General features: G+C 40.7%; 23 protein-coding genes and 1 pseudogene. 23 read left to right on the top strand and 1 reads right to left on the bottom strand.

Annotated elements, in window-relative coordinates; all coding sequences use genetic code 11:
- Window positions 1-11 precede the first annotated feature (11 nt).
- From ACERC5_RS01520 to ACERC5_RS01460, 13 genes and pseudogenes are all read left to right on the top strand, one after another.
- Window positions 12-6,983, top strand: a pseudogene (locus ACERC5_RS01520) (DEAD/DEAH box helicase family protein).
- A gap of 68 nt (window positions 6,984-7,051) precedes the next feature.
- The gene (locus tag ACERC5_RS01515; protein WP_373659983.1) at window positions 7,052-7,366 is read left to right on the top strand and encodes a DUF5962 family protein; all 315 of its coding nucleotides are present in this window, start codon (window positions 7,052-7,054) and stop codon (window positions 7,364-7,366) included.
- Window positions 7,359-7,658: a DUF5966 family protein gene (locus ACERC5_RS01510; protein ID WP_373659982.1), complete on the top strand. Its 300-nt coding sequence runs from the start codon at window positions 7,359-7,361 to the stop codon at window positions 7,656-7,658. The genes ACERC5_RS01515 and ACERC5_RS01510 overlap by 8 nt, the downstream gene beginning before the upstream one ends.
- Before the next feature lie 101 nt (window positions 7,659-7,759).
- The gene (locus tag ACERC5_RS01505; RefSeq protein ID WP_373659981.1) at window positions 7,760-8,404 is read left to right on the top strand and encodes a hypothetical protein; all 645 of its coding nucleotides are present in this window, start codon (window positions 7,760-7,762) and stop codon (window positions 8,402-8,404) included.
- 41 nt (window positions 8,405-8,445) lie between these two features.
- Complete coding sequence (locus tag ACERC5_RS01500; RefSeq protein ID WP_373659979.1) at window positions 8,446-9,537, top strand: DNA primase; 1,092 nt, start codon at window positions 8,446-8,448, stop codon at window positions 9,535-9,537.
- 65 nt (window positions 9,538-9,602) lie between these two features.
- The gene (locus ACERC5_RS01495; protein ID WP_373660029.1) at window positions 9,603-9,839 is read left to right on the top strand and encodes a DUF5965 family protein; all 237 of its coding nucleotides are present in this window, start codon (window positions 9,603-9,605) and stop codon (window positions 9,837-9,839) included.
- Window positions 9,836-10,258, top strand: a complete 423-nt coding sequence (locus tag ACERC5_RS01490) for a DUF5945 family protein (protein WP_373659977.1) — start codon at window positions 9,836-9,838, stop codon at window positions 10,256-10,258. Before ACERC5_RS01495 ends, ACERC5_RS01490 begins: the two co-directional genes overlap by 4 nt.
- Window positions 10,259-10,300: 42 nt before the next feature.
- Complete coding sequence (locus ACERC5_RS01485) at window positions 10,301-10,597, top strand: hypothetical protein (protein ID WP_373659976.1); 297 nt, start codon at window positions 10,301-10,303, stop codon at window positions 10,595-10,597.
- 115 nt (window positions 10,598-10,712) lie between these two features.
- A complete protein-coding gene (locus ACERC5_RS01480) occupies window positions 10,713-11,780 on the top strand; it encodes an Abi family protein (protein ID WP_373659975.1) in 1,068 nt (355 codons plus the stop codon).
- Window positions 11,781-11,833: 53 nt separating this feature from the next.
- Window positions 11,834-12,076: a hypothetical protein gene (locus tag ACERC5_RS01475; RefSeq protein ID WP_043026249.1), complete on the top strand. Its 243-nt coding sequence runs from the start codon at window positions 11,834-11,836 to the stop codon at window positions 12,074-12,076.
- A 337-nt stretch (window positions 12,077-12,413) separates the two neighbouring features.
- The gene (locus ACERC5_RS01470; RefSeq protein WP_373657856.1) at window positions 12,414-12,776 is read left to right on the top strand and encodes an SAG1252 family conjugative relaxosome accessory protein; all 363 of its coding nucleotides are present in this window, start codon (window positions 12,414-12,416) and stop codon (window positions 12,774-12,776) included.
- Window positions 12,777-12,778: 2 nt separating this feature from the next.
- On the top strand, window positions 12,779-13,144 hold the full coding sequence (gene mobC, locus ACERC5_RS01465) for a plasmid mobilization relaxosome protein MobC (protein WP_373659974.1): 366 nt from the start codon (window positions 12,779-12,781) through the stop codon (window positions 13,142-13,144).
- Window positions 13,131-15,008, top strand: coding sequence for an SAG1250 family conjugative relaxase (locus tag ACERC5_RS01460; RefSeq protein WP_373659973.1), 1,878 nt, complete (start codon window positions 13,131-13,133; stop codon window positions 15,006-15,008). The genes mobC and ACERC5_RS01460 overlap by 14 nt, the downstream gene beginning before the upstream one ends.
- 104 nt (window positions 15,009-15,112) lie before the next feature.
- Here the strand turns inward: ACERC5_RS01460 and ACERC5_RS01455 are convergent, their stop codons facing one another.
- Window positions 15,113-15,976 (bottom strand): helix-turn-helix domain-containing protein, encoded by an 864-nt coding sequence (locus tag ACERC5_RS01455; RefSeq protein ID WP_373659971.1) that lies wholly within the window; start codon window positions 15,974-15,976, stop codon window positions 15,113-15,115.
- 220 nt (window positions 15,977-16,196) lie between these two features.
- Between ACERC5_RS01455 and ACERC5_RS01450 the strand changes: the two genes are divergently transcribed.
- The 10 genes from ACERC5_RS01450 to ACERC5_RS01405 form a co-directional block, all read left to right on the top strand.
- Window positions 16,197-16,358: a PhrA family quorum-sensing system peptide gene (locus tag ACERC5_RS01450; RefSeq protein WP_373660028.1), complete on the top strand. Its 162-nt coding sequence runs from the start codon at window positions 16,197-16,199 to the stop codon at window positions 16,356-16,358.
- Window positions 16,359-16,531: 173 nt separating this feature from the next.
- Window positions 16,532-18,751: a peptidase domain-containing ABC transporter gene (locus ACERC5_RS01445; RefSeq protein WP_373659969.1), complete on the top strand. Its 2,220-nt coding sequence runs from the start codon at window positions 16,532-16,534 to the stop codon at window positions 18,749-18,751.
- Window positions 18,744-19,211, top strand: a complete 468-nt coding sequence (locus ACERC5_RS01440; RefSeq protein WP_373659968.1) for an AraC family transcriptional regulator — start codon at window positions 18,744-18,746, stop codon at window positions 19,209-19,211. Before ACERC5_RS01445 ends, ACERC5_RS01440 begins: the two co-directional genes overlap by 8 nt.
- A complete protein-coding gene (locus ACERC5_RS01435) occupies window positions 19,208-20,602 on the top strand; it encodes an HlyD family efflux transporter periplasmic adaptor subunit (protein ID WP_373659967.1) in 1,395 nt (464 codons plus the stop codon). Before ACERC5_RS01440 ends, ACERC5_RS01435 begins: the two co-directional genes overlap by 4 nt.
- A 143-nt stretch (window positions 20,603-20,745) precedes the next feature.
- Window positions 20,746-21,048, top strand: coding sequence for a hypothetical protein (locus tag ACERC5_RS01430; RefSeq protein WP_373659966.1), 303 nt, complete (start codon window positions 20,746-20,748; stop codon window positions 21,046-21,048).
- A 5-nt stretch (window positions 21,049-21,053) separates the two neighbouring features.
- Window positions 21,054-21,284, top strand: a complete 231-nt coding sequence (locus tag ACERC5_RS01425; RefSeq protein WP_373659964.1) for a hypothetical protein — start codon at window positions 21,054-21,056, stop codon at window positions 21,282-21,284.
- Between the two features lie 25 nt (window positions 21,285-21,309).
- Window positions 21,310-21,612: a hypothetical protein gene (locus tag ACERC5_RS01420; protein WP_373657850.1), complete on the top strand. Its 303-nt coding sequence runs from the start codon at window positions 21,310-21,312 to the stop codon at window positions 21,610-21,612.
- 1,158 nt (window positions 21,613-22,770) lie between these two features.
- Window positions 22,771-23,166, top strand: coding sequence for a sigma-70 family RNA polymerase sigma factor (locus tag ACERC5_RS01415; RefSeq protein ID WP_373657849.1), 396 nt, complete (start codon window positions 22,771-22,773; stop codon window positions 23,164-23,166).
- Window positions 23,167-23,485: 319 nt separating this feature from the next.
- The gene (locus ACERC5_RS01410; protein ID WP_373659963.1) at window positions 23,486-23,626 is read left to right on the top strand and encodes a hypothetical protein; all 141 of its coding nucleotides are present in this window, start codon (window positions 23,486-23,488) and stop codon (window positions 23,624-23,626) included.
- A gap of 98 nt (window positions 23,627-23,724) precedes the next feature.
- Window positions 23,725-24,173: recombinase family protein (locus tag ACERC5_RS01405; protein WP_373659962.1), on the top strand; the 449-nt coding region annotated here is incomplete at its 3' end.

Below are 24,173 nucleotides of genomic sequence, written 5' to 3'. Positions count from 1 at the left end.
AGAACTACCAGATGAATACACAATCCATCAGCCACCGCCTTCGGCAACATCAACACCAAGATTTGGCCATTAAGGAGGCTTTTTTACGCTTTCAAGCCCACCATTTTGATAAGCCTTGGGAAAGGCTTTTGGAAACCTTTATCGAGCAGGAAGGCCGTGTCAATCTTTTTCCAACTCCCTACGATGTGAGTGAGGAGCTAGTTGCCTTTCTGAGCCAAGGAGACCAACCTTTTGAACATTTGGGCGCTTATGCTTATCATTTCGCTCAGGCTGGTTTACGGCAAATCCCTCAACTTACCCCTTTTGAAAAAGATATGGTGGTATTGGTTGCGACCTATAATCTTGCTGTTTATTGTCAACTTCTAGACCAACAGGGAAGCTATTATGGTGTATCCTTGGGGAGTTTGGTGTCTCAGATGAATCAGGTGGATTTTATCAATGTGTCTAAGGTGGCTAACAACCTAGCAGACCGCATTAGCCGAGACCTTGATTTGTTTATTTTGAACTATGAAGCCCCAACTATCCCAAAGCCAGAACTAACCTTTGAAACCACTGACCAAGATCTGGTTGCCCATTACGGTCAACCGGTGGCCAGGTTAGATAAGACGAGTTTACTTGTGGCGCACTTGCCAGCCTATCAGGACTTGCCCTTGGGCATTAAAGCAGACATCATTACTCAGTTCGACCAGAAAAAAGCAGAGCTCAGTCAGGTGAAGCAGGAAGAAACCGTCAGATTTGAAGAAGTTGATAATGTGGTAACGGCCTATTTGACCAATCAAGCTGAACCACTCTCTTCTTATGACCGTCGCTTAGGCAAGAGCCAGCACTATGAGGCCTATGAACACTTGAACCTAACCCAAAAGTTTGCCATTTTAAGCCACTACGATGAATTAGCCAAACTAGAGCGACCGTTACAATTTCGTTTGGGTGACTTTGATGAGGAACGCAGGCAAACTCCCATCTATGAAGGGGAGACGATTTTTACCTATCTGGAAGCGGATGGGTCGGCAGATGAATTGGCTAGAGAGCCAGGTTCTCAGGAACTGGCAGAATTGGTAGACCTCAGTCGTCAGCTCTTGGCGAGAAACTACCAGCTTTTAGAGGCAGCTGGTGTACCCGTCGAGGACTTTCCAGAGAGTAGCCGAGGGGTCTTGTTAGATGCGGCTGGGAAATACCGTTTGTCCAGAAAAGAGTTACTTTATTTAGGGCAGTATCCTCATGCCCCAGTCTATCAGTTGAGGCTTGCGGTTGAATTGCTTGACCAGGGATTAGACAGAGATAGCGTTACATTTTTCCTTGAGAGCAGCCTCCCTTATGAGCGTTTGGTCTTTGTGGCCAATCGCATGACCAAAGATGGGCTGAAGCTAGAGGAGGCCAAAATCTTTGAGCGAATGGCTCAAGCAGATCCAGACAAGGCGTCTCGTTTATTATTGGAAGAACTTCAGGCTAGAGAACCGGAAAGTGCCTTTGATGATAGCCTGTCAGAACTCAAGGAAGAGGTTCAAAAGACGTATCCTCTGGGAAGTTTAGCCAGTTATGGTGAACATCTGTTTGAGGTCGCAGATATTAGGGAAGACCAGGGGCAGATTAGGGTTGCGTTAGCTGCTTTACCCGATGATGATGTGCTAGACAGTCCTGTTTTTTATGTCGGTTCGCTTGGTGCATTGGAAAAGAGCCAGCTGGTTTATCGACCAGAAAAGTCAGAGGCTTTTAAAGAAAGTAATGACTTTGCAGTAACAAAGGATTCTGATGACATCGACCTCTTTTCCTTCCTAGATGACAGTCAAACAGACCCCACTTCAGACAAAGGTCCTGCAGAAAGAACGGAGGCTCCAAAAGACCAAGCGGTTATTCAAGACGAGCCTAGTGTGCTTGAAAAGGAGCCTGAGCTAGTTAAGGTTGAGCCTGTTCAGAATTTTGCCTTTCCAGAGGACTTGACCGATTTTTACCCCAAAGGGACACGGGCTAAGGTGGAAGCTAACCTCGCAGCCATCCGTCTCGTTAAAGAGCTAGACAAGTCTGGGCGGCAGGCAAGCCCACCTGAACAGGAGATATTAGCCAAGTATGTCGGCTGGGGCGGTCTAGCCAATAGTTTTTTTGACGACTACAATCCTCAGTTTGAGATAGAACGGGCAGAGCTAAAGAGATTGGTGTCTGATAAGGAATACTCTGACATGAAGCAGAGTTCTCTGACTGCTTACTATACCGACCCAGCTATTGTGAGAGCTATGTGGGATAAGTTGGTCGCAGATGGGTTTACAGGCGGACGGGTGCTGGATCCGTCTATGGGAACAGGGAATTTTTTTGCGACCATGCCAGAACAGTTAAGAGAGAAGTGCGACCTTTACGGTGTGGAGATAGATGGTATTACGGGAGCTATTGCCAAACAGCTTCACCCCAATGCCACCATTTTCGTTCAGGGCTTTGAAGATGTGCCCTTTCAGACAGATAGTTTTGATTTGGCTATCTCAAACATTCCCTTTGGCAATTTCAGGATTGCGGACAACCGTTATGACAAGCCTTATATGATCCATGACTACTTTATCAAAAAGTCGTTGGACTTGGTTCATGACGCTGGGCAAGTGGCGGTCATTTCCTCAACGGGAACAATGGATAAACGGGTAGATAATATCTTGCAGGACATCAAGGACACGACCCAGTTCTTGGGTGGGGTTCGCTTGCCTGATTCTGCTTTTAAGGCTATCGCAGGAACCAATGTGACAACGGACATTCTCTTCTTCCAAAAGGATTTGAACAAGAGAGCATTCACAGATGACCTTGCTTTTTTGGGAAGCAAGCGGTATGCCAAGGACGACCGTATTTGGCTCAATCCCTACTTTGACGGTGAGGATAATCCTCAAGTTCTAGGAACTTATGAGGTCAAAAATTTCAACGGTGGAACCCTGTCTTTGAAAGGGAATGGCCAACCCTTGGTGCATGAGTTGACGCAAGCCCTGAATCAGGTATCTCCACCTCAAACCAAGGAGAATGTCTTTATCCAACCTCAAGTTTTGATGGCACAAACCGTTGACAAGACCATTCCGCAAGCCATTTGGGATAGCCTTGAACTCTATAGTTTCGGCTATGAGGGAGATACTGTTTACTATCGAGACCGTGACGGGATTCGAGTAGGGGCTAAGACAGAAGAAATCAGCTACTATGTCACGGAAACTGGGGACTTCGTGGCTTGGGATGCCAAACACTCTCAAGCAGCTATTGAGCGTTTTGTGACCATGAACGTGACCGATGAGACAGCCGTTGATGTTTAACTGCCCAAAGAAGCGACGAAGACGGGCAGACACAAGGGACTTTATAAGAAAACAGTCTTTTACGAGGGAGCCTTGTCGGATAAGGAGGTTGCTCGTATCAAGGGCATGGTCAACCTTCGCAATACCTATCAGGAAATGATTGATCTCCAGCGGGATTATGACTATGACCGAGACAGATTTGAGGGGTTATTAGGCGACCTCAACTACCAGTATGACCGCTTTGTCAAACGCTATGGCTACCTCAATAGCAACGTCAACCGTAATCTTTTTGATAGTGATGATAAGTATTCTCTTCTAGCTAGTCTGGAAGATGAATACATTGACCCTGTGGACAAGAAGGTCAAGTATAAGAAGTCCTTGGCTTTTGAGAAAGCCTTGGTGCGACCAGACCGTATTCTCAAAGCCGTCAATACGGCTCAGGATGCCCTCAATGCCAGTCTGGCAGATGGTCGTGGGGTGGATATTGCCTTTATGATGTCTCTTTATCCAGGCAAAACAGAAGGTGATGTGATTGAAGAGCTAGGGGATTTGGTTCTGTTGGACCCTGCTTATGCCCTCTTAGGAAAAGTGGTTTATGTTTCTCGTCAGGATTTTCTATCAGGGGATATTTTAACCAAGCTTGACCAGGTGGATTTGCTTCAAAAAGAGGACAATGCCTTGGCAGACTGGGGATACTATCAGAGTTTGTTAGAGGCCGTTAAACCTCGTCAAATTGGCTTGGCAGATATTGCCTACCGCATTGGCTCTCGTTGGATTCCAACCGAAGTTTATGGCCAGTTTGCCTATACGGTTCTTCTGGGTGAGGAGAGACCCTTAGACGACCCAAGCCTAACTGAGGTGATTGAGGTTAGTCCGATTGATGGGACCTATACTCTATCTAAGGTATTTACTAATCGTCCTGTTTCTGCACAGGAATATACTTTAGGGGTTAAGGGCTCACGTTATGATAGTGGACGAAAGGTTTTTGAGAACCTGCTTAATTCCAATCAGCCTACTATTACACAGATGGTCAAAGAGGGTGATAAGCAAAAGCAAGTGACCGATGCCCAGCGAACCAGTCTCTTGAGAAGCAGGGAAGCGGATATGCAGGGTCTTTTCCAGGACTTTGTTTTGTCCTCTCCAGAAGTTCAGACCTTGATTGCGGACACCTACAATAGCCTGTATAACCGTACGGTGTCTAAGACCTATGATGGTAGCCATTTGGTTATTGATGGCTTGGCTCAAAATATTAGCTTACGCCCCCATCAGAAGAATGCCATTCAACGGATTGTGGAGGAAAAGCGAGCCCTTTTGGCTCATGAAGTGGGTTCAGGAAAGACCTTGACCATGCTTGGGGCGGGGTTTAAACTGAAAGAGTTGGGGGTGGTCAATAAACCACTCTATGTTGTCCCTTCTGGTTTGACCGCTCAATTTGGCCAGGAAATCCTCAAGTTTTTCCCGACCAAGAAAGTTTTTGTGACGACCAAGAAGGACTTTGTCAAATCTCGCCGGAAGCAGTTTGTCTCACGTATTATCACAGGAGACTATGATGCCATTGTTATCGGTGATAGCCAGTTTGAGAAAATTCCCATGAGTAAGGCCAAACAAGAAGCCTATATTCTGGATAAGCTGAGCCAGATGCGTGAGATTTACTTGAATAGTGAGAATGACTACACAGTCAAGGAATCGGAGCGGGCCATTCGCTCTCTGGAAGAACGCTTAGAAGAACTTCAAAAATTAGATAGGGATAGCTTTATCGAGTTTGAGAACTTAGGGATTGACTGCCTCTTTGTGGACGAAGCTCACCATTTCAAGAATATTCGTCCCATCACAGGCTTGGGCAACGTGGCAGGCATTACCAATATCACAGCCAAGAAGAACGTGGACATGGAGATGAAGGTGCGGCAAGTCCAGTCAGAGCATGACAATCGCCATGTCATCTTTGCGACAGGGACACCAGTCTCTAATTCCATCAGCGAACTCTACACTATGATGAACTATGTCCAGCCAGATGTGCTGGAGCGGTATCAGGTGGCACACTTTGATTCTTGGGTAGGAGCTTTTGGCCAGATTGAGAATTCAATGGAATTGTCTCCAACGGGAGATAAGTACCAGCCTAAGAAACGCTTTAAGAAGTTTGTCAACCTGCCTGAACTCATGCGGATTTATAAGGAAACAGCTGATATTCAAACCTCCGATATGCTTGATTTGCCTGTGCCAGAAGCACGGATTATCCCCGTAGAGAGTGAGTTAACCGATAGCCAACGCTATTACTTGGAGGAGTTAGTGGTACGGTCTGAGGACATCAAGAACGGTCTGGTAGAGCCGACGGAGGACAACATGTTAAAGATAACTGGCGAAGCTAGAAAATTAGCCATTGACATGCGATTGATAGACCCTGCCTACAAGCTGTCAGACAGTCAAAAACTTCTTCAGGTGGTGGATAATGTGGAGCGGATTTATCGGGAAAATATGGTGACAGAAAGTACTCAGATGATATTTTCAGATATTGGGACACCCAAGAAAGATGGAACTGTTTTTGACATATATAACGAATTGAAGAACCTCTTGGTCGAGCGTGGGATTCCAGCCAACCAGATTGCCTTTGTCCATGACGCCAATACTGACGACAAGAAGAATAGCCTGTCTCGTCAGGTCAATAGCGGTGAGGTACGAATCCTCATGGCTTCAACGGAAAAAGGGGGAACTGGGCTTAATGTTCAGGCTAAGATGAAGGCTGTTCATCATTTAGACGTGCCTTGGCGACCAAGTGATATTGTCCAACGTAACGGTAGGCTTATCCGTCAGGGCAACCAGCACCAAGAGGTAGACATTTATCACTACATTACTAAAGGGAGCTTTGACAACTACCTCTGGCAAACTCAGGAGAATAAGCTCAAGTACATTACGCAAATTATGACCTCTAAAGAGCCTGTTCGGGCGGCAGAAGACATTGATGAGCAGACCATGACTGCCTCTGATTTCAAGGCTTTGGCTACAGGCAATCCCTTTCTTAAACTCAAGATGGAGCTGGAGAATGAATTGGGGCTTTTGGACAATGAACGGCGTGCTTTTGAGCGAACCAAGGACGATTACCGTCAAACCATACGGGTGGCGGTGCGAGATTTGCCGGTTATGGAGAAACGCCTTAGTCTTTATGACCAGGACATTGAGCGGTCAAAAAATAGTAAAGGCAAGGATTTTGTCATGTCCTTTGGCAGCCAAACCTACACCGAAAAAGGCGAGGCAGGGGAGTACCTGCACCAGTTGATTCGTCAGAATCGCTCTGAAACCAAGGAACTCCGTACCTTAGCCCATTATCGAGGCTTTGCCTTGAAGGTGACGACCAGAAGCATGACTGAACCTGTTCCTGAAATTGTCACGCTTAGAGTTGTGGGAGACAACCAGTATTCGGTGAGCCTGGATTTGAAATCCCCTATTGGCACCCTCCAGCGGATTAACAATGTGATTGACGACATTGAAAAGGACAAAGAAACAACCGAGGCTTTGGCCAAGACCATGAGGGATAAGGCAGCCGTTGCCAAGGAACAGATTGAGAGGGTCTTTAGTAAGGAAGAACATTATCAAAACCTTAAAGCTCAATACGATGTTCTTTCGCCCCTGATTGAAGCAGGGGAGCCTATAGAGGTCATTGAAGAAGCCCTAGCTCCCTTTCTTAATCCGCCCAATCAGCAAGAAATCGTCCTTGACGACCAACTTTCTTTGGATATTTAGCAGCAATGAGCTGACAAAAAGGATTGAACGCGGTAAACTAATGGTAACAGAAGAAAAGGAGAACCATCATGACAGACCAATTTGAAAACATGAAGCACCAACTAGATAACCTTTTGAGTGAGGGTTTTAGCACTTCTGATCAGTACGAGGCTTATCATGACTTGAAAGCCCAATACGAGACAGCCACAGGTGATGTGAGTTTTTCCATCCGTGAGGTCACGGGTCAATTAGAGGTTATCATGACCAATCGTGAGACCTTCTTCCCAGACCTCGATGAGGGGACACGGGTAGAGTATTTGGACTTGGTTGAACGGTTAGAGGAGCTGGACAACACTAAGGCGACTTACTACCGCAAACAGTTAGGGGAGGCAACAGATGTTTGAAGAGTTAGGGCAAATTATTCTCATTCTCATCGCTATTGGAGGGATTCTTCTCCTGCTTTACCGCTTGTTTCTGGCGGCGACAGGTTTATTGCTCATTGGAGGAGGTCTCTTTCTAGCCTTTATGGAGGTTTATGGTCTTTACCTGTTGTTTACTGAAACAGACCTCTTTGTCAGAGATTTTCAGACCAATGGCTGGCTCAGTTTTCCGACCTTTTTTGTCGGGATAAATGTCTTATTGGCTGGATTATTGGTTAAAAAAATAAGCAAACGATTGACAAAACGCCTCGCTTAACCCCACATTTGGACACCTTCGGGTGTCCTTTTTTCTGTGATAAAATCCCCAATCTCCTCATGGTATGCTTGGTCTATCACTATAGAAAAGAGGAAAAATAGATGATTGATAAAACCAAGCAGATTGTCCTAGTGAGTGTGGCCAGTCTTGCTTTACTAGCCTTTGTCTCGACTATGGGCTATAGCTTAGGTAAGCAAAGTGTGACCAATGAGACCAGGGCGGCTATCAAGCAGGAGGCTAAGAAACTACAAGATGAACAGACAAAAAAAGAGAAAGCCAGTCAGCTATCTCAAGAGAGCGTTGAGGCGTTTCTCCGTCACTACTTCACCAAGAAACAACTTGGCGAAAATAACAAGCGTATCAAGCCTTATTTGACGGATTCAGCCTACCGTGAAGAATTGACTCGCCAAGAAGATACCCTCCAGCAGGTCTACAAGGACTATATCTTGGACTATCAGTATCAGGAGGCTGATATTTACCTCAATCATGCTTCAAATGAGGTCTTAGCCGAGGTGTCTTATACAGTGACCTACGTTCCAGACTTGGAACAAAAAGACAAGGCTCAGACCAATCAAGTGGAGAAACGTCTCTTGCGCTTGACCTACACTAAACTGGGAGATAAGCTCTTGGTCAACCATCTTCAAACCTATTCGGTAGGCTTATCAGAAGCTCTTACTCAAGCACAAAAGACGACACCAGAGCCAGCGGCTGTTCCTGAATTGCCTGTTTCAACCACAACACCCTAAGCAGAAGGTCAGCCTTCTGCTTATTTTTATAGGAGAATGAGATGATTGCATTAGAGACGATTAAGAAGAAGTCCATCGTAGATGTAGCAGGGGCATTGGGTGTGCCTTTGAAACGCTTGTCCAGCACCCTTTATGAGCAGGTAGAGCACGATTCCTTCAAGATTTTTACCAACACCAATACCTTCAAGTGGTTTTCACGGGATATTCAGGGCGATGTCATCGACTTTGTGCAGCTGATGGCAGGGGTCAGCTTCAAGGAAGCCATTCACTTTTTGGACAAGGGCGATTTTCCAGAGCAGGAGTTTCAGGCCTTAAAACTTGAACCCTTTCGTTACTACCTCCCTGAAAGCACAGACTTTAGGACTGCTCGCATCTATCTCAAGACCATCCGTCACTTATCTGATGAGACCATCAACACCTTTGGTCGGCAGGGGCTTCTTGAACAAGGGAAATGGCAGAGCGACAACCAGACAGAGCCTGTGGTCGTATTTAAGAGTATAGACCATCACGGGCGATTAGTAGGGGCTAGCCTTCAGGGGATTGAAGAATACCCAAACCGATATGAACGCGGACGGCTCAAGAAAATCATGAAAGGTTCCCATGGTTACGCAGGTGTTAGCTTGACCATAGGTAAGCCCAAGCGGCTTGTCTTTGCGGAATCTGTGATTGATTTGATGAGTTATTACGAGTGTCGTCAGGCAGAACTGTCTGATGTCCGTCTGGTGTCTATGGAAGGGTTAAAGAAAAGTGTTATCGCCTACCACGTGATTCGTCTAGCGTCAGAAGAAAAAGGGGACTTTGGTTTTCTTGATGATTTGGACAAGGGGCAACTAAACCATTATCTGGATGTCATTTTACAGACGACCAAATATTTCCAAAACCATGACCAGCTTCTAACGTTAGCTGTCGATAATGATGAGGCAGGGCGAGATTTTATTGAGAAGTTAAAAGACCAGAGCTTTCCCCTTGAACAGGATTTACCTCCACTAGATCTACTAGATGGCAAATCAGATTGGAATGAGGAGTTAATCAGGCGAAAGTTGGAACCCAGTCTGGATGACTGGCTCTGCCAATTTTATGAGGAAGGTAGGCAGACCAGCTATTCTTCCCAAGCTTTAGCACTTGATTTGTGATGAAAAAATCAAGAGGCCTCTGATAAGCTAGACCCAAACCCAAAGAAGGAGGAATGCCTATGAGTTTGAGCCAAGTGGCTCGCCTAGAAGAAAAAGTTAAGAAACAGGCTGAGAAAGTGGCTAGAGAAGAGGAACGCCTTAACACCTATCAGGACCAACTTCAGGAAGCCATGTACTCAACCTTTATCACTTATCAAACGAGCAGTCAGATACGCTTTGACGAGGCTTTAGAGCGAGCTTTTGGGAAATTGTCTAAGCCCCATGCCCCACAAGAACCTAATGACACAAGGAGAACAGAATGACGACACAAACAGATTGGACCTATGATGGTTCACTAGACCAAGCAACACCAACGACACCTGACCAGGAACGAGCAAAGATTGCGGCACTTTTTGGTAAAGGTGACCCAGCACCAAGTCCTACAACAGAAACGATTGATTATCAGGCAGAATTTCAAAAACTAAAGGCTGGTGACAAGCAGCAAGCCTCGCAGGGAAATACCGAAATGTCACCATCAGTAGTAGCACTTCCCAACCCTACTTTGGACAAAGACCCAACCACGCTTTACAAGGAGCATCTTCAGAAACAGCTCACCAGTCATGAAGCAGACATGAGCAACTACCAGTTGGAGCTTGACCGTTTGCAGGGATTGGTCAATGAGAAAGGCAACACCATCAAAACCATCACCGCCATTCTAAAGGCGATGGATACACTTGTCTAAGCGAACAGTCCTTCTGGGACTGTTTTTTGCGAAAGGAGCAGCATGTTAAGAGAACTATTCAAACCTAAAGAGAAGAACGTTTCACCATCATCAGACCGTTTCAAGTCTTTGATTCATACCTTATCAGCCATGACGGATACAGAGTTAGACAAGGTTGAGAAGCTCATCAATCTAATCTTTGACCAAAAGCAGCAGGAAAATCAGGTACATCCCTCTGAACCAGTAAGCCCAGTCATTCAGGAAGAAAGCCTGGATGACCGTATTGATACTGCCAGAGCAACATTAAAGACAGAAGAGCTAGAAAAACGGATTGAGCAGTTTAAGCAGAGTAAGAAGTAAACTATTTCTTGCTTAGTAGGGGATCTTGTGGTATAATTTAGTCAGATTAGAAGTCATCGAAGGTACAGCAATGTATAACTAGGTGGCCTTTTTTCATATTATGGAGAGAAATTCGATGACTAATCACATACTTGAATTAACAAATTTTAAGGACTACTTACCATTAGATTTAGATATTACTGATAAAACTCAGTTAGTTTATAGACCGATATTAGCACCAACTCAATTAAAATGTTCTCTTGAGCCAGCTTTAACTGAAGAACAGTTATATGTCCACATGAAAGAAAACTCTAACTGGTCTTTCGAGTATGATGGGAATGATGACTTTTATAAACAGGATTGTGTTGATTTTTTACGAGATACAGATTTTCAATCCTTTTCTCAATATGGAAAGTTGGTGGACAGAAAATATATAGAAGCAAAAAGAGTTTACTTATTCGATAGCTACTTTAGAAATTTTCTTCAAGAGATACTGGAGCGTATCGAAGTTTTTTTGAAGAAGAGTACAGCTGATGCTCTGACGATTGGCTACAATAAACCTTCTTATATTTTTGAAGACGATGCTCTCTATTATTCAGAACAATCTAAATATCGAAAAGAAAATCCTAAGAGGCAGGATATTGTTTTGAAAACAAAATATCATTTGTCACGATTGATTTTGGAAAAACAAGATGATGCCACAATCAAGAACCAGATTGACAAATATGGTGTCGTGTTGCCTTGGACCGTTTTTCGTTTAATGACATTTGGAAACATAGCGTCCTTCCTTGTTGCCCTACAACCAGAACATCGAAATAAGGTTGCTGCCTATATTAGTCTTCCCTTAGACAAGGAGGATAACATTCCAGCTAAAATCTTATTGTCTTGGTGTAACGCTCTTCGTTATCTTAGAAATATTTGCTCACACAATGGTAGATTATATGGTCGCTTACACCACACTTTACCGGCTCTTCATCATTCTGACAAAGAATTATTGATGACAGGTTCAGAGAATGATGACAAGACACTATTTATCTATTTTATAACAATGAGACATCTCATCTTATCTATGTCCCTAGAAACCCATAGTTTTTGGAATAAAAAATTACAAAAGCTTCTGGAAGAAAGTCATCAAGAACAAGTGGACTTGAGACATTATGGTTTTCCAAAAAATTGGATGGACTTATTGACAATTAAGCAGTGATAATTGTTTAGATGAATAGGTACTAGAAATAGAATCAGGACGGAGGTAAAGCATTGACTCCTATTTCAATCAAAAAATTTGTCGAATTGACTATCAATAATAATCCAGACATCAATCCCAAAGAGCTTGAAGAAACCCTGCGTGCAGTTCTTGAAGAAAAAGAAGGAGGGGCAAGGTGTATGAATTGTGGAGCTCCTATTTGGGTAGCAGGGAGTGCACTGGTAGGGAGCCACATGTGTTTCACGTGTCTAACAGGTGAAGCTGATGATAGTGATGATTTTGAAGTTTTAGGTTAAGCTATTTCAGAAATTTTTTGAGAGCCCAATGGCTCTTTTTCTTTTTCTGTGATAATTTTTTCAGCTCTCTCTTGTTACACTCTATCTAGTTTTAGAAAATCAACCCTTGATTTTTTCTTGGGGGTTTGGGGGCGAGGCCACCATAGTTTCTTATCGTCGGCTGACAAACCTGTAAGGTTTGGGGTCAGCTGGCGATTAGATTTTGGGTTATTGTGGACACAATAACTGAGCTCGCAAAAGCCGAAAAGCGAAGCGATGAGGCTGAAGGAAGACCCCCGTATCTGATACGGTATCGGGGCTGCCCCGATAGAGGCAACTAGAGAAGGAGTATAACGAGATGACAGACCACTATCGCATTATCCGTAAGGAAATCAATCTGACACCAGAGGAACTGGAGCGGATTCAGGAACTAATGAAGAAAGAACACGCTGACCAGTTTTCACCCTTTGTTCGTCAAAAGCTGATGGATTTAGTCGAAGGGAGGCAGTCGGTAGCTGACTGGTTTACCCTCTGGCAGTCCCAGAAGATTGAACAAATCAGTCGAGACATTTTACAAGTGACTATCATGGCCGAACAGACCCAGCAGGTCACGGCAGAGCACTTGCGAATTATCCTAACCTGTGTGCAGGAGTTGATGGCAGAAGTCGAGAAGGCTATCCCACTCAGTCCAGACTTTCGTGACAAGTACATGGGAGGCTAGATATGGAAAATCGCTACCGCACTAACCTCAAAAAAGTCTTTCTGACAGACCAGGAGTTGGCAACTTTGAACGACCGTATCGGACAGAGTGGCTGTAAAAATTTCTCTGCTTATGCCAGAAAGGTTCTGCTCAATCCCAACATGACTTTCTTGATCATTGATACCAGTAACTATGAAGAGCTGGTCTTTGAACTGAAACGTATCGGAAACAACCTCAATCAAATTGCACGGACCGTCAACCAGACTCAGATTTTAACACCAAGCGACCGTGAATTTTTGGTGCAAGGCATTGGCCAACTCATAAAGGAAGTGGAGAAGGACTTTAACATCAAGTGCCAGCAGCTGAAGGAGTTTTATGGTTGTCACTAAGCATTTTGCGGTGCATAGCACCAAGTATCGCAAGAGTCTCATCAAGTACATTCTCAATCCAGAAAAGACAAAGCAACTGAAGCTGGTCTCTGATTTTGGCATGAGCAACTACCTGAACTTTCCCACGTATGAGGAGTTGGTGGAGATGTATCAGGCCAACTTGACCAACAATGATCGGCTCTATGATTCCAGGAACGACCGCCAGCAAATCAAGCAGACTAAAATTCATGCCCATCACTTGATTCAGTCCTTTTCTCCTGAAGATAATCTGACACCTGAAGAGATTAACCGCATTGGTTATGAGACCATCAAGGAGCTGACAGGAGGCCACTTTCGTTTCATTGTAACCACTCATACAGATAGGTCGCACATTCACAATCATATCCTGATAAATTCCGTTGACCTCAATTCTGACAAGAAGCTCAAATGGGATTATGATCAAGAGAGAAACCTTCGCATGATTTCTGACCGCATTGCCAAAGAAGCAGGAGCAAAAATCATCACTCCTAATCGTTACTCGCATGAGAAATTTGAGACCTATCGCAGAACCAACAATAAGTTCGAACTCAAGCAGCGACTTTACTTTCTCATGGAAAATAGCAGGAGCTTTGAAGATTTTTTGGCCAAGGCTCCTGCTCTAAACTTGCAAATTGATTTTTCTCGCAAACATGCACGCTTTCTGATGACTGATCGAGACATGAAGCAGGTCATTCGTGGCGATCAACTCAACAAACGTCAGCCCTATACCGAGGATTATTTTCGGGAGCAGTTTGCCAAACGAGCCATTGAGCAACGACTGGATTTCCTCTTGCCCAGAGCACGTGACCTGTCTCATCTTTTGGAAATAGCAGAGCAGTTAAGTCTGAAAATCTCCCCAAAGAAAAAGCATGTGACCTTTATCTTGATTGAGGACGGTCGAACCATTTCCATTGAGAATAAAAAGGTCAGCATCAAACACCCCTACGATGTCCAATTCTTTGAGGATTACTTTGACCAAAAAGAAGTCCTGCCAGACCCTGACTTGACTAACCTGGTCTCAGACTTTGAAACCTACCAAGAAGAGCAGCAGGATAAGGACAAACTCCATAGTGAGGAGTTTCTAGCAGCCTACAAGGAGTTCAAGGAGAAGCGAGATAAGATTCAGGAATTTGAAGTGACCTTGGCTGAACACCAGATTGATAAGTTAGTCAATGATGGTCTTTTTGTCAGAATCAATTATGGGGTCAAAAAAGACGGCTTGATTTTCATACCAAACCGCAACTTAGATATTCATGAGAGCGAACAGGGCAAGTCCTACCATGTATTTATCCGAGAAACCGCCCATTTTTTCATCTACAATAAAGGGAACTCTGACTTTAATCGATATATGCGGGGACGGGAATTGATTCGTCAGCTTTCACACGACAGCAAGCATATCCCTAAACGCAGACGACCGACCATAACCAGCCTCAAAGAGAAAATAGCAGAGCTCAATCTTCTTATTGAATTAGACATCAACAACAAATCTTATCAGGAAGTCAAAGACGAGTTAATAAAGGACATCGCCCAGATGGATTTGACCATCACGGAGTTGCAGGATAAGGTTGCTCATCTCAACAAAGTAGCAGAAGTCCTGCTCAATCTTAGTAACTCTGACCCAGAAAACAGACGGCTAGCCAGGTATGACTATGGCAAGATGAATCTGACTTCAGCTATTAAACTGGAGGAGGTGGAGAAGGAGATGGCAGAAAATCAAAACTCCATGACGAAATGGATAGATGACTACGAATATAAGGTTAGGAGGTTAGAGAATTTTGTAAGCATACTTGATAATACAAGGAATCAAAATATCGCCAATTTAGAACAGGAAACTAAATTAATCTAGTTGCTTGAGGTACTCTGGAAAGATTATAAGACTGATAGTACTAATCTAACTATCAGTCTTACAGGTTATTTAACACTTAAGTAGAACTCCAATATCAAGATAAACTAAACAGCATCTAATTCCTTCAAATAATTTTCTATCTTCATCAGCATTAAAGGATTGTTATAAATCTTGCATAGCTCTCTTGCTTCTATATAATAATTTTTGACTTGTTCTTTGCCAAGGAATTGTGTTCCACAATTTCCAACGAGAACGAGCAGGGGAGCCAATTGATAACTTGTTTGCCTATTTTTACAGAGTTCGATAGTCTCAAGGGCTTCTTGTATGGCTTCGTTGTATTTTTCTTTTGAGACTAAATAGTGAGCATAGTTGTAACGAACTCTGATATAACCAAACAAAAATTCCTGATGGTCCAAATTTTTTGTCTGATACAACTCTATTAAATGAGAGTAGTTTGCTTCATAATCTTCTTCTCGACCAACAAGGGAATAGAAGTTAGACAGTGTGTTTAATACCTTTAAGTAAATCAGAGTAGTTGAGGCTACTTTTGATAATATATTTTCCAAGTATAAAATAGCCTCATACTTGCGGTTATATTGATAGAAGTCAATAATTGCTTTAATCCATTCAAGGTAAGTTCGATCTTCTAGTGTTAGAAAGGTGCTTCGCTCAATCTCTATTTTATAAAGATATTCTAAATCGTCATAATTTCTATCATCCAATAGACAAGCAGATAAATGCTTGAAATTAGAGAGGTTAGACTTAACTTCAATTTCTTCATTGAAAAAGTAATCTAGTGGGACTTCGAGTCGTTGAGAGAGTTTGAACAAAAGGTCTGCGGAAGGAATGAAATGCCCCCGTTCAATTTTACTAATCTGACTTTGCTCACAAATTCCTTCTGCAAGAGTTTGTTGGGAGAGTCCCAACTCCTTTCTTTTTAATCTGAATTTTTCAGCTAATGTAGTCATAAAAACAAAAACCCTTCCTAATTTATCTTTATCAATTATATATCATTTAGTTAAATACGGCAAATATTTGCTCGATAAAATTACAAATAGAAATAATAATAAAAAAAAAAGCAAAAATTGCATAAAAATATTTGACTAAATAAAATGTATCTGTTAAGATAAAGACAAGGAAACAGAAAGGGGTTTCACAAATGAAGAAAAATCGTGGAATTCACGTGGAATTCAAAAATTAGCTATATTAGCTATATTAGTATTATTAGGGTTTTTTACGTTTAGTAATACAATTCCTTACCAACAGTTTATTCAGAAGAATAAACGATTAGAGATTCGAGTAGAATCACAAAAGAAGTCTGATGGTCTTGATGTTGGGAAGGCTGATTAAAAAATGTCACCTGGCTAATTTTGTAATAAGTTGAGCTTTTATATAATCCATAAATTAGTTAAGTTACTTCATGAATGTCATAAAAACTAAAATATATTTATTTTTCTTTAGTATAGTTTTTTTAAGTAAACACTATGTAAAATAAATGATTTAATAAGGATTTGAGTATTTCTATGTTGAAAAGATATCCATGCACTATGCAACATGATCAGTCAGACTGCGCTGCGGCAGTTGTGTCGACAGTTCTTTTATCGTACAAAAAAGAATTGTCTATTATGAAAATTCGTGAAATTATCGGGACGGATATGTATGGAACTACTGTGAGTGGTATCGTTTCAGGCTTGGAAAAATTAAACTTTACCGTTAAAGCTGTCCGAGTATCTCAAGAAGAACTGACTCCGAAGTTAACATTTCCTGCGATTCTTCAGATTAAGAATGATTTAGGTCAGAATCATTTTATTGTATTGCATCGTATTAATAGGAATGGTAAATTTCTTGTGGCAGATCCTGCTAGAGGGCTTCTTAAACTCTCTCCAGATGAATTAGAAAAACTTTACCAGGGAATTGCTCTCTTTATGGTTCCTAATTCGGAGTTTGAAAAAGGAAAACTAAAGGGCAAAGGCCTTTGGGAACTCTTTGGTACATTAATTCTTAGTCAAAAGGGGATGATTGCTACTGTAATATTAGCTTCATTTATTCTTAGTCTTATTGGTATTTTATCAAGCCTCTTTTCAAAGGTTATCATGGATGAAGTTATCCCATATGGCTTAAAGAACAGTTTGTATCTTTTCTTGGTTGTCTTTGGTGTGGTATCCTTTTTACAAAGTCTTTTGTCTGCGTTTCGTCAACACATCTTATTATTTCTGTCTAGAAAAATAGATATGCCAGTTTTGATGGGGTACTATGACCATATTATCCATCTTCCATATAGCTTTTTTGGCAGTCGAAGAGTTGGAGATGTCTTGACACGATTTCAAGATGCTATGACGATAAAGAATGTGTTTACATCCGTATCTATTTCATTGGTTATGGACATCACGCTATCAGTCATTAGTGCAGTTGTTCTGTGGAGCATTAATCAATCTTTATTTTTGATTTTAGTATTAATGGTGGCTATTAATATTATCTTAATTTATTGTTTCAAGGGGCCCTATAAGAAAATCAACCATGAACAGATGGAAGCAACTGGCCTTCTTAATTCTCAACTGATTGAATCCATTCGAAATATTGACACCATTAAATCTCAACATGATGAAGTACAGCGTTTAAATAAAATTGAAGAAAAATTTGTACATACTCTAGAAATTGGCTACAAAGAGGGAGTGTTGCAAAATGTCCAATCTACCGTTTCTTCGATGACCTCAACCATAGGTGGTTTGTTGTTCATGGGGGCAGGTGCTCTGTTTATTATCGATGGGAAGATGACCATAGGTAATCTCTTAGTTTTTCAAACTCTGAGCCAATATTTTACAGAGCCTGTTCAGAACTTAGTGGGTCTACAGCTAACATTTCAAGAAGTACAAGTTGCGGTTAGTCGGCTTCAAGAATTGATGGAAGTGGATCGCGAAGATAGCACTCTTGACTACAGTATCAGAAACTTTTCCTTACGTGATGACATTGAATTCAAAAATGTGACGTTTGCATATGGCTCAAGACCTCCTGTTATAAAAAAATTTAATTTGAAAATTAAACAAGGAGAAAAAATCGCTTTTGTTGGAGAAAGTGGTGCTGGTAAGAGCACACTAGTCCGTCTATTGCTTCGTTTTATCAGTCCTAGTGAAGGACAAATTCTCATCGGGTCTCAGGACTTATCTGATCTTGATTATGGTGAATTGCGTAAGAAGATTTCTTACATCCCTCAAACAATTGAGTTATTTACAGGGACAATTATTGATAATCTAAAAATTGGGAATTCAGATGCAACTTATGAGGACATGATCCGCGTTTGTCGTATTGTGGGAATTCACGATATGATTCAAAGACTACAAAATCGTTATGGTTCTTTTGTAGATGAGGGTGGCCAAAACTTCTCCGGTGGAGAAAAACAGCGTTTGGCTATCGCAAGAGCACTGCTGAGTGAAGCTGATCTGTATATATTTGATGAGGCAACTTCTAACCTTGATTCATTTAGTGAACAGATTATTCAAGATTTAATCTTTAACAAGATAATTGATAAAACAACTATCGTAGTAGCGCATAGACTTTCAACTATTCTTCGATGTGATAAGATATGTTTTTTAGAAAATGGGGCAATTGCGGAATATGGCACCCATGAGGAGTTAATGGCTCAGAATGGTAAATATGCCCGAATGGTTGGTTTACAGAGTATTCAAATAAGTCAACAAATTAAGACACAGGCTGTGTTAGATGCCGAGGAGGTTACGTATGGCTAAGCTAGAAGTAAAGGATAATAAAAAGCTAGTCTTAAAGCAAGTTATTTGTCAAAAACTACATGGTGCTAAAGTAGAAAACGTAGACAAGGAGATAGATAAGTTCCGTCAACATTTACAATTACTAAAGGCACAAGTTTTTGGTCCCTTAATTGTAAAAAGTTGTGGGACAATAATTCATGATGATGGGGATATTACAACAGATTTTGAGTTTTATGTTCAAGCCCATAATGCCCAAATGTACAGTAATATGTATGAGATTCAAGATACTATTTCAGTACCGCACTGTCTATATATTCGCTTTGAGGATAGTCCAGAATATCTACAATTTGCTTATTCAAAGTTAGAAATCTATATGTATGAGAATGATATTCAAACAGACGGAACAGTTTATACTGTTTATATCAAGTCATCTGCTGAAAAAATGATTGTGGATATTTTTAGACCAATAGTAAGCCTATGAAACTATACAATAAATCAGAATTACGTTATTCACGGATTTTCTTTGATAAGAAACCGCCAGCCTATACTTTTGTCTTGATAATCTCTACTGCTTTAGCTTTACTAGGTGCACTGATTGGTGCAAATTACATACCTAAGAACTATATTGTAAAAGCACAGGGGAATGCAGTAATATCAGGGACTGAGTTTCTCTCAGCGGTAAGTCCAGGTAAGATAGTAACTATGCACAAATCTGAAGGTGATGTGGTAAAAGCGGGAGAAGTAATCCTTACATTATCGAGTGGTCAAGAGGGACTACAGTCGGATTCCATCAATAAACAGTTGGAGAAGTTGCGTTCTAAGGAGGCAATTTTTCAAAAATTTGAAAAATCTTTAAATGAGAGAGTTAATCATATGGCTAACTCTGGTGAAGAGCAGGAATACTACGGAAAGATTGAATACTATTTATCCCAACTAAATTCAGAAAATTACAATAGTGGTTCACAATATTCTAAAATTCAAGATGAGTATACAAAGTTAAATAAGTTAATTGAGGAAAAAAATCAATTAGATATTGATTTACAAACTGCTCAAAGTGAGTTGTTTCAGCTTCAGGAACAACTAGCTTCTTTACCAATATTAGGAACAACAACAAGTACGAGTAGTGATGGAACCGCCCTACCTTCTGTAACGACGACTGAATCTAGAACTGAGTTAGAAACGAAGATATCAGAATTAACAACAAAAATTGAAGTGATAAACACGAATATCACAGCCAAGACTAGTGAGATTGAGGGTCAACAAAGTAGTATTAAGGATATGGAACGTTCTTATAATGATCCAACATCTCAGGCTTATAATATCTATGCACAACTAATTAGTGAACTAGGAACTGCTCGCTCTAATAATAACAAGAATATTACAGAACTCGAAGCTAATCTTGGAATTGCGACAGGACAAGATAAAGGCCACAGTATTTTAGCAACTAGTGATGGTCTACTTCATTATCTTATTCCGCTGAAACAAGGAATGTCTATTCAACAGGGGCAGACGATAGCTGAAGTTTCAAGAAAAGAAAAAGAGTACTATGTGGAAGCGTTCGTGATTGCAAGTGATATTTCTCGTGTTTCTCAAGGAGCCAAGGTCAATGTAGCTATTACAGGTGTCAATAGCCAGAAATATGGGACATTAAAGGGAAAAGTCAGTCAGGTTGATTCGGGCACAATTACTCAAGAAACAAAGGAAGGAAGTATCAGTCTTTATAAAGTGATTGTAAAATTAGAGTCTGTAACTCTTAAGCATAAGAGCAAGGCAATTGTCCTTCAAAAGGACATGCCAGTTGAAGTACGTATTGTCTATGATGAAGAAACGTACCTTGATTGGATTTTAGAACTGTTGAGTTTTAAGCAATAATTGAGTTTAAGCCCTAGAGAACCTATAAAATACAATAAGATGAGTGAAAGGCAGTCTTATCTAGGTGTCTAAGGAGATATAAACTAAATTGTCTATCACTTGTTAGGAAATATCCTGACCATGTTTACTAAAGGAGAAATCATATGGAACTTGTATTACCAAATAACTATGTAGCCCTTGAACAAGATGAAATGATGTATCTTGAAGGCGAGGGTTGGATTGCAGATGCATTTTCTGTAGGTAGTGCCATTGCAGGAACAATTTTCTACGCCCTTGTAGGAGCTGCTGCTGGAGGAGCCGCTCATTCCTATATTCCGTATATTGGTACGGTAACGGGTGCAGCTATTGGAGGAATAGCCGGTGCAATTGCGGGCTATAAGTTGGGTCGCATGACAGGTTATAGTTTTGGAAGGATAATAGAAACACGTATATTGGGATGGAGGTAATCTTGATGGATAAAGCAAGAAAAGACTTTGATAAAGTATTAAAACTTTATAATCTAGTTATAATTATTACACCCCTTACTACTTTTTTACCAAACAAATATGAGATTCTACAGTTTCTATTGCTTGTAATAGCTGCTATAGTAACTCTTATTTGTTCGATTATGATGTTCCGTCTTTGCAGAAAGCATAAATTATCATTAAAAGAAGTATTTGAAAAATACATAACCAATTTATAGAAATCTAAAATAAAAGGAGAAAATCATGGAATTAATATTGCCAAATAATTTTGTTGAACTAGAACTTGAAGAAGTGATGTACCTTGAAGGCGAGGGTTGGATTGCAGATTCCTTTGCTGTAGGTGGAGCTGTTGCAGGAACAATCTTCTTTGCATTAAAAGGAGCTGCCGCTGGTAGTGCAGCTGCATCGTTTATTCCTTATATTGGCACAGTTTCAGGTGCAGCGATTGGTGGTATTGCGGGAGCTATATTCGGTTTTGCAAACGGTACAGTATCTGGTTATAGATTAGGTCGTTTAATTGAGCAACGCATATTAGGATGGCCATAATTATTTAGATTAATTCACATATTATGATAAATCGAATTCTTATAATTTTCCAGCGTGTACCAATCAATGTACTTCGTAATTTACTTTATAATGGGATCTCTAGCCTCTTCTGGATAGAGTTTCAAGGATTCAAAATTAAACTGAGCAGAGAATATTTCACGTGAGTCATTATCATAGTAATATCTCTTACCCAGAATTAGAATGGCAAACATAGTTGATAACTGTTATTAATTTTTGGATAGGGGTTCCACTTAAAAGTTTAGGCAAGCACGTTTTAGTTGACGTGTCTTGCCTTTTCATTTATTTCCTTTGTGTATAAGAGGATACTTCTTTAAAAGAAGATCTTAGGCCTAGTTACTGCTTTTAACGAAAGACTGTCTTAGGGTTACTGAAAAGCTGTAAGTACCCTCGAAGCTGATAACAAATAGCTGTAATGAACTGTGACAACTGAGTCTCGAATTACTTATAATTGGTTTCCGATTATTCAACCAGATGTAGTAAGAAGTTCTTGGAAAATAGAAATAGTCATAGAGACAGGGCACTGGATACGACTCTTTTTGTCGCTCAATAACATGATAAAGTGAACTTTTCTTACTTTTTGAGGAGAGATCTTAAAGTATTTAAACAGTATTTTCTATTCCGAAATGGGCATATTGTTCTTTGAAAGCCATCTCAGATATGTTGCTTACTCTAGGATGTTTAAAGAGTCTGAAATTTTCTTGGAATAAAAATGGATTTTCCCGATGCTTTTGAGTGCAAGAACGAACTTAGGATGTACTTTTCAAAAACCTGTAATTAGTTTTTAGGAGAATACTAGTGAATCGAATTCTTTTTTAGCCATAACACGAGGCTGGAACAAAAATCTAAACTCCAATATTTAAGATGAACAAAGAAGAATTTCTGAAAACAGAATCTTTCTTTGTTCGTCTTTTTTGCTTTTATTATTCCAACAGGTGATGATGGTATGTGATTTCGAAAACTCAAAATATTTTTATCCCAGGCTTTTCAACATTATCGATTTTAATTTTTTTGTGAAAACAGCGAGAAATTTTAGTGTTTTTTCACTCTTATTAATGAAGTCTAGAAATTGAGAGTGTCTTATGAAAAGTCGTTCACCGCCATTTCCTCCTATATCAAATTTATATAAGGAGGAATAAGATGAATTATTTTATCTATGTGGGTGGCCTGAAAGTTCCTGTTACCAAAGAAATTTACCGTGAGTATTGGAGGTTGACAAATCGGGAAAATTACCTCAATCGATTAGAAATCCAATATCATGTTAGGCCATTTTCAGATTATGTTGATGGACAATTAACAAGCTATATGGCTGATGAGAAAATGGATGTTGAAAAGATACTTGAAACAAGGGAGATCTTTCATTTGCTTTATGATGCTTTGCTTACCCTTAATGATGATGAGTTTGCTCTTGTTAAAAACTTGTTTTTCGAGGATAAAACGTTGAATGAAATTTCTCAGTCCTCAAAAGTTTCTATTACAACTGTTGCTAGACGGAGAGATAAAATTTTGAAGCATCTCAAAAAGTTATTGGAGTAAGGTGGTAAAAATTGTCACATTTTCACTCTATATAGTGAAGGGGAACTAAAGTTCCTGTTATTGCTCTTTGACAACTGAATAGACCAAAGTTGGACGTTAATCATTTGTAAAGCAACTTAGTTGGGTACGCTGTGATATGAGCGAGACTTATCGGCTATAAAATAGGTTGGTCACCTATCTGCCATGAGACAAATGAGGATAATGATACTTCTGAACGTTCAGGCTGCCATCGAGAAAGGACAGCGGGTGAAACTCCCATGAAGAACTTAACCGGTTCTACCTACAGAGGTCAAAATTTTAAGTAAAGGAAAAAACGTTTATGGAAAAAATACAAACAGGTGCGGAATTACCGCAGATTGTGATTGAGGGATATAAGATTACGGTACAAGTAAGTGATCAACCAATAAGTCTTACAGACATTTTAGATGATTTACTAGGGAGTCATCTTGAAAAAATTTGAGTTTTTAGCGGACAAGTCTTTATAAATTATGTAAAATAGAATAGTAGAACCTCAGTCCTTAATTGGTAAGCACCTAAACACTGATTAAGGAGAGACACATGACAAACGCCTGTATTTATTTACGCCTATCACGAGATGATGGGGACAATGTGGAAAGCAATTCCATCATCAACCAACGCTCGCTCCTGCGAGACTATGCCAGAAATCATGATTTTACCATTTTAGAAGAATTTGTTGATGATGGTATTAGTGGATTAACATTTAATCGTCCTGACTTTAATCGTATGATGGCTATGGTGAATGATAAGATCATTGATACTATAATTGTCAAAGACTTGTCACGATTTGGTCGGGATTACATTGAAACTGGAAAATACCTCCAGCGAATTTTTCCTGCTATGGGAGTTAGGTTTATCTCGGTTAATGACCACTATGATAGCCTGACGGCTGATACCAATGAAACACACTTGGTCATGCCGATTAAAAGTCTAATTAACGATAGCTACTGTCGAGACATTTCAACCAAAGTTCGAAGCACTCAAAAAGC

It is taken from the genome of Streptococcus sp. E24BD (genome assembly GCF_041807825.1).
Classification (GTDB): Bacteria; Bacillota; Bacilli; order Lactobacillales; family Streptococcaceae; genus Streptococcus; species Streptococcus entericus.
This window is presented reverse-complemented; position numbering and strand designations above follow the sequence as displayed.